This window comes from Rhodopseudomonas sp. BR0C11 (assembly GCF_010820945.1).
Taxonomy (GTDB): Bacteria; Pseudomonadota; Alphaproteobacteria; order Rhizobiales; family Xanthobacteraceae; genus Rhodopseudomonas; species Rhodopseudomonas palustris_H.
The window spans coordinates 1-6,245 of the sequence record NZ_QTKI01000289.1 but is presented as its reverse complement, the minus strand read 5'-3'; the positions used below and the strand labels follow the sequence as shown (position 1 = coordinate 6,245).

3 protein-coding genes and 1 pseudogene are annotated in these 6,245 nt (G+C 63.6%); 3 read left to right on the top strand and 1 reads right to left on the bottom strand.

The window, feature by feature from the left end; all coding sequences use genetic code 11:
- A pseudogene (locus DYI24_RS18985) lies at nt 1-231 on the bottom strand (helix-turn-helix domain-containing protein); the annotation flags it as partial.
- Nucleotides 232-502: 271 nt separating this feature from the next.
- On the opposite strand from DYI24_RS18985, the gene DYI24_RS18980 reads away from it, so the two are divergent.
- The 3 genes from DYI24_RS18980 to DYI24_RS18970 all read left to right on the top strand — a co-directional run.
- Nucleotides 503-1,135, top strand: coding sequence for a response regulator transcription factor (locus DYI24_RS18980; RefSeq protein WP_164573415.1), 633 nt, complete (start codon nt 503-505; stop codon nt 1,133-1,135).
- A gap of 88 nt (nt 1,136-1,223) precedes the next feature.
- A complete protein-coding gene (locus DYI24_RS18975; protein WP_164573414.1) occupies nt 1,224-1,610 on the top strand; it encodes a response regulator transcription factor in 387 nt (128 codons plus the stop codon).
- Nucleotides 1,597-6,245 (top strand): AAA family ATPase (locus DYI24_RS18970; RefSeq protein ID WP_164573413.1); only part of this gene is annotated, 4,649 nt, incomplete at its 3' end. The genes DYI24_RS18975 and DYI24_RS18970, both read left to right, overlap by 14 nt.

Here is a 6,245-nt window from a genome sequence, read left to right as displayed (position 1 = left end):
CAGGAGTACACGATTGAGCTGCCAGCGCGCTAGCCCCAGTGCCTGCGCCTGATCGGGACGTTCGGCGGACGCCTCCGGCGCATGACGGGCCTGGACCTCGCGCAGCAGCATCGTCGCCCGGGCCAGGCATGCCCGAGCGGCGAACGGATCGTCCTCGACAGCGTCGGATGCCTCCTGCAGCATCTCCGCCAGACACGCAAAGGCATCGCTTGGGCTGGCTAACCGGGACATGGCTTCGGCTCTGGGTGCGGTGCTCGCTGTCATTGCCGCTGATTGAAGGACAATACGACGACACGTTGAAGTCGGACCAAGGTGCGCTGCGGTGCTGCATTGGTTTCGCCGAGAGCAAACCAAGGTTTACATTGCGCTTTCGGCACGAAACCGAATAGCCGGCCGCCTTTAGCCGCCGCCCAAGCCGTCGTCGGCGCTGAAAACTGGATTGTCCGCCGAAGCTTGATTAGATTTCGGCGGTGCGGAATCGCAGAGGACGCAGACCCCTTTCATGGCTTCCCTCCCCAGTCCCCTGATCGTGGTCGTCGATGACGACGCCGGCATCAGAGAAGCGCTGGAAGGCCTGTTCAGGTCTGTGGGGCATCGGGTGGCGCTGTTCGGATCGGCGCAGGATCTGCTGACGACCGGTGTTCCGCCCGATGCCAACTGCCTGATCCTCGATGTCCGCCTGCCCGGCACCAGCGGACTGGACCTGCAGGACATGCTGTCCCGTCTGGAAGTCCGGATCCCAATCATCTTCATGACCGGCTACGGCGATGTGCCGATGACGGTGCGCGGGATGAAGGCCGGTGCCGTTGACTTCCTAACCAAGCCGTTCCGCGATCAGGAGATGCTGGACGCAGTGTCCGGCGCTATCGAGCTCGATCGGCGTCGCCGCGAATCCGAACGCAAGCGCAACGAGATCGCCCAACGCTTCGACGCTCTTACCCCCCGCGAGAAACAGATCTTCGAATTGGTTTCCGCAGGATCGATGAACAAGAACGTCGCCGCCGATCTCGGATTGAGCGAAATCACCGTGAAGATTCATCGCGGCCGCGTGATGAAGAAGATGGGCGCCCGATCCCTCGCCGATCTGGTGCGAATGGCCGAAGTTCTCGCGCCGCGCGCTGGGGAAGCAACGTAAAACCATCGTATGACTTATATTGCAGGAACGGGTGCCCCAGAGTCCCTCGACGTCGGCTCGTGCTGCATCACTCTTGAGGATGGCAGAAATGACCATCGGCAAGATCGTTACGGTGATAGACGACGACGAAAACGTCCGGATCGCCATCGAAGGATTGATCCGCTCGCTCGGACACACGGCGCGCGGCTTTGCATCGGCACAGCAATTCCTGGCCTCCGACGCCCGCTCGACGACCTCTTGCCTGATCACCGACGTACAGATGACCGAAGTCAGCGGCGTCGACCTCCATGCCCGTCTGACCGCCGAAGGTGGCGCGCCGCCGGTGATCTACATCACCGCGTTCCCGGACGAGCGGATCGAAGCTAGAGCCCGCGCCCTCGGCGCGATCGGATTCCTGAGCAAGCCTTTCGACGCGGAAACTCTGGTACACTGCATTCAGCGCGCGCTGGCATCCGGCCCTGATGGCCGGGCCTGATTGGCAGGCCGAGCGCCACAACTGGATCGGTGCCGTGAAACAGATCGACGCCCCGATGGAGTTGGTGCGGCGCGAAGGCGGCTTGAGCGTCTTTCGGCGCCAAGCCGACAGCATGGCTCCACCGAGCCTGGTGGTGATGGCCGATCTCGACGATCCGTCAGCTGCGCAGCAGCTCGCCCGTGAATTCGCCCTCACCCGCGATCTCGATGCTGATTACGTCCTCCGCCCGCGCGAACTGGTGACGATCGACGGCCGCGCCGCGCTGATCATCGATGACCACGACGCCGAGCCTCTGTCCGAGAAGCTTGGGCAGCCGCTGCCGGTGGCGCGGCTGTTACGTTGGGGCATCGGCATCGCGCAGGCGCTCGGACACATTCACGGCCAAGGCCTGATCCACCGCAATCTGAATCCGGCCGCGGTCTGGATCGACCCATCCGATCGGGTTTGGCTGACATGTCTCGCCTGCGCCTCGCGGCTCAATCGCGAACGTCCCGATATCGCTGGGAGTGAGACCGGATCGCCGACCTACATGTCGCCGGAACAGACCGGGCGGCTCAATCGCTCGATCGATGCGCGGAGCGATCTCTATGTCTTCGGCATTCTGCTCTACCAGATGCTAGCCTCGGGCAGCCTGCCGTTCTTCGCCTCCAGCCCGGGCCAGTGGATCCACTATCACATCGCCCGAAGACCGAACCCGCTGCCAAACGCTTCCGCGGCCACCATCGCGGTCGAACGGATTGCATTTCGGCTGCTCGAAAAATCCGCCGATGACCGCTATCAGACCGCGCTCGCCGTCGAGCGCGATCTGCGAGCCTGCCTCGCGGCGTGGGAGACCAACGGCACAACGGCCGGCGTCCGTCTGACCGAGCACGACGCCGCCGGCATCGTACGAATGCCGGAGAAGCTGTACGGCCGCGAGGCCGAGATCAACGTGATCCTGTCCGCCTATCATCGCGCCGCCTCGACCGGCACCACCGAATGGGTCCTGATCTCGGGATATTCCGGCGCCGGCAAATCATCGGTGGTCAACGAACTGCGCAAGAGCCTTGCGCCGACCAATGGCTGGTTCATCGCCGGCAAGTTTGATCAGTACAAGCGCGACATCCCATTCGCCACCCTGGCCCAAGCCTTTCGCTCCCTGGTGCGCCAGATCCTCGGCCTCGACCGCGCGACGCTCGACCATTGGCGCATCACGCTGCAGGACGCGGTGGGCGAGCACGGCGAGCTGATGGTCAATCTGGTCCCGGACCTCGCCTTGGTGATCGGCGATCAGCCGCCGCTGCCGGAGCTGCCGCCGCAGGAGAGCAAGAGCCTGTTCGAAGCTGTGCTGGCCCGCTTCCTCGCCGCGATCGCACGTGCCGAGCATCCGCTGGTGCTGTTTCTCGACGACCTGCAATGGCTGGACAAGGCGACCTCCGAATTTCTGGTGCGGCTCGCGCAAAACATCGACACCCGTCATCTTCTCGTCGTCGGCGCCTACCGCGATAATGAAGTGGACGACAGCCATCCGCTCTCCTGCGCGCTGGCGGAGATCCGGCACAGCGTGTCGCATATCGAGGAGATCCGCCTCGCGTCGCTCAGCGCAGACGACATCTGCGCGCTGGTCGCCGACGTGCTGCGCGCCGAGCCTGACCATGTAGTCCCGCTGGCGGAACTGATCCATCGCAAGACGGGCGGCAATCCATTCTTCGCGATTCAGTTCTTTTCGTCCCTGGTCGACGAGCAGCTCGTGAGCTTCCATCTGCTGCATCACGAGTGGATCTGGAACGTCGATCTGATCGACCAGAAGGGCTTCACCGACAACGTCGTCGATCTGATGAGCCGCAAGCTTCACAGACTCCCGCCCCGCACCCGAGACGTGCTGCAGACGTTCTCTGCCCTCGGTATGAACGCTGAAGCCTGCCTGCTAGCGCAGCTCCGCGACATCACCGTGGAGGAAGTCCACGGCGCGCTGCAGGACCTCGTCGCCAACGAACTGCTGCTGCGCACTGAGAACGATTACCGGTTCGTGCATGACCGCGTGCGCGAAGCCGCCTATCGGCTGATCGATCCTTCGGATTTGCCGGCCGAGCATCTGGCGATCGCCAGACACCTTGCCAATTCCGTTCCGAGCTCGTCCGACGCCTTGTTCAGCATCGCCAATCACTACAATCTCGGGGCGTCGCTGCTGTCGTCCCGCTCGGAGATGGTGCTGGCCGCCGGCTACAATCTGAAAGCTGGCCGCGCCGCCAAGAAGGCGATCGCCTACAGTTCGGCGCGGGTTTACCTCGCGGCAGCGCTCACCCTGCTCGGCGAGAATCGATGGGCCGAGCAGCCCGATCTGGCCTACGACGTCGAATATCAGCTCGCCGAATGCGAGTTTCTGACCGGCGCCCTGACGGAAGCAGAAGAGCGGTTGCGCGATCTCGTCACCAAGGCACGTGGCGAAATCGCAATTGCTGCCGTGGTCGCGCTGCAGATCACGCTCTATACCGCGATGGATCGCAGCGATCTCGCAATCGAGGCGTGTCTCGCCTATTTGCGCGACGTCGGCATCGTCTGGTCGCGGCATCCGGACCGCGAGGAGGCGAGCGCCGAATACCAACTGCTGACCCAGCGCCTCGGCGGCCGCAGTATCGGCTCCCTGCTCGATCTTCCGATCTCGACCGATCGCTCGCGATCGGCGGCGCTCTCAGTCATGACGGCGGCGCTGGCGCCGGCGTTCTTTACAGATCTCAATCTAGTATGCCTGCTGCTGTGCCGAATGGCCAATCTCAGTATTCAGCACGGCAACACGGATGCTTCCGCCCTCGCCTATGCGTATCTCGGCATGGTCGTCGGCCCCTGCTTCGGCGACTACGCCGCCGCTCTCCAATTTGGCGACCTCGGGCTACGCCTGGTCGAAACCCGCGGCTTCGGCCAATACAAGGCGCGCGTCCACCTGACCTACGGCGCCCATGTGTTGCCTTGGGCTCGCCCCCTACACGAGGCTCAGCCCTATCTGCGGCGCGCTTTCGAAGAGGCCAACGAGACCGGCGATCTGACCTATGCGGGTTTCTCGTCGTGCACCCTGATCACCAACCGGCTGTCGGCCGGCGATCCGCTCGACGAAGTCGAAGTCGAGGCCTCCGCCCGGCTTGCGCTGATGAAGCGGGCGAAGTTCGGCCTGATCGTCCACATCATCACCACGCAGCTGCAGTTCCTGCGATCGCTGCGCGGCGAGACCGTAGCACTGGGTTCGCTGAGCAGCGAGGGCTTCGACGAAGAGCAATTCGCCCGCGAGCTGGCGGCGAACCGCAGCCTCGACATCGCATTGTGCTGGTTCTGGATCCGCAAGATGCAGGCGCTGTATTTCGCCGGTGATTACGTCGCGGCATTCGCAGCGCTGCGCAAGGCTCAGCCGCTGCTGTGGAGCACCGTCGGCCACCACGAATATTCGATCTACTATTTCTATGTCGGCGTGATCAGCGCCGCCAACATGGACTCGCCTGGGCCGCCCGCGCCGTATGCCGAACTCGCCGAACTGCTGGCCGAAGCACATCGGCAAATGGCCACCTGGGAAATCAATAACCCCGAGAACTACAAAGGAGCGCGAGCGCTGCTGGAAGCCGAAATCGCGCGGCTGCAGCACCGCCCGTTCGAAGCGCTGCGGCTATATCAGCAGGCGATCTCGTCGTCGCACCGCGGTCGGGTCTCACAGGTCGAAGCCATCGCCCACGAACTGGCCGCATGCTTCTGCCGGCAACAGGGCCTCGACACCGCCTACCACGCCCATCTCGCCAAGGCGCGCGACGGCTATCAGCAATGGGGGGCGTTCGCCAAGGCCGCCCAGATCGATCGCCTGTATCCGGACGTCGTCGCCGCGCTTTCCGCATCGGCTCAGGTTCCTTCAAGCATCGCCGAGAGCTTCGATCTCGCCGCCGTGCTGCGCACCTCCGAGGCGGTCTCCAACGAATCCGGCGTGCCGAGGCTGATGGAAACCCTGATGACCTTGGTGCTCGAGCACGCGGGCGCGCAGCGAGGCCTGCTGATCCTGCCACAGGACGACGAACTGTCGATCCGGGCCGAAGCCAGGACCGCCGAATCCGGGATCGAGGTCGTCCTGCGCGACGACATCGCATCGACAGACGAACTGCCCCGATCGATCGTCAACTTCGTCGCCCGCACCGGCGAGGCCATCACGATCGACGACGCTCATGTCAGCCGGTTTGCTGACGACCCTTATGTGGCCCGGCTGAAGGCGCGATCAATCCTGTGCCTCCCGCTGATGAAGCGCAGCAAGCTGATCGGCATTATCTTTCTGGAGAACAATCTCGCCGCCGGGGTGTTCACGCCCGGCAAACTGTCGGTGCTTAAGCTGCTGTCCTCACAGGCGGCGATGTCGCTGAAGAACGCCTTCCTGGAAGAGAAGGACGCGCTGGTCGACGCGCTGCAAAAATCGCAGTCCGAATTGATGCGGATGTCGCGCCTGACTGCCATCGGCGAACTGGTGATCTCGATCGCCCATGAGATCAACCAGCCCCTCACCGCGATCATCACAAATGCCGACGTCTGCCTGCGCTGGCTCAACAACGAACAGCCGTCGATCGCCGAGGCCAAGAACGCGGCGAGCCGTGTGATCGAAAACGGCCGTCGTGCCGCCGACGTGGTTCAGAC

What these genes read in the sequence shown, in the direction of transcription:
- DYI24_RS18980 (WP_164573415.1), top strand. Translation starts at nt 503, where the DNA reads ATGGCTTCCCTCCCCAGTCCCCTGATCGTGGTCGTCGATGACGACGCC.
- DYI24_RS18975 (WP_164573414.1), top strand. Translation starts at nt 1,224, where the DNA reads ATGACCATCGGCAAGATCGTTACGGTGATAGACGACGACGAAAACGTC.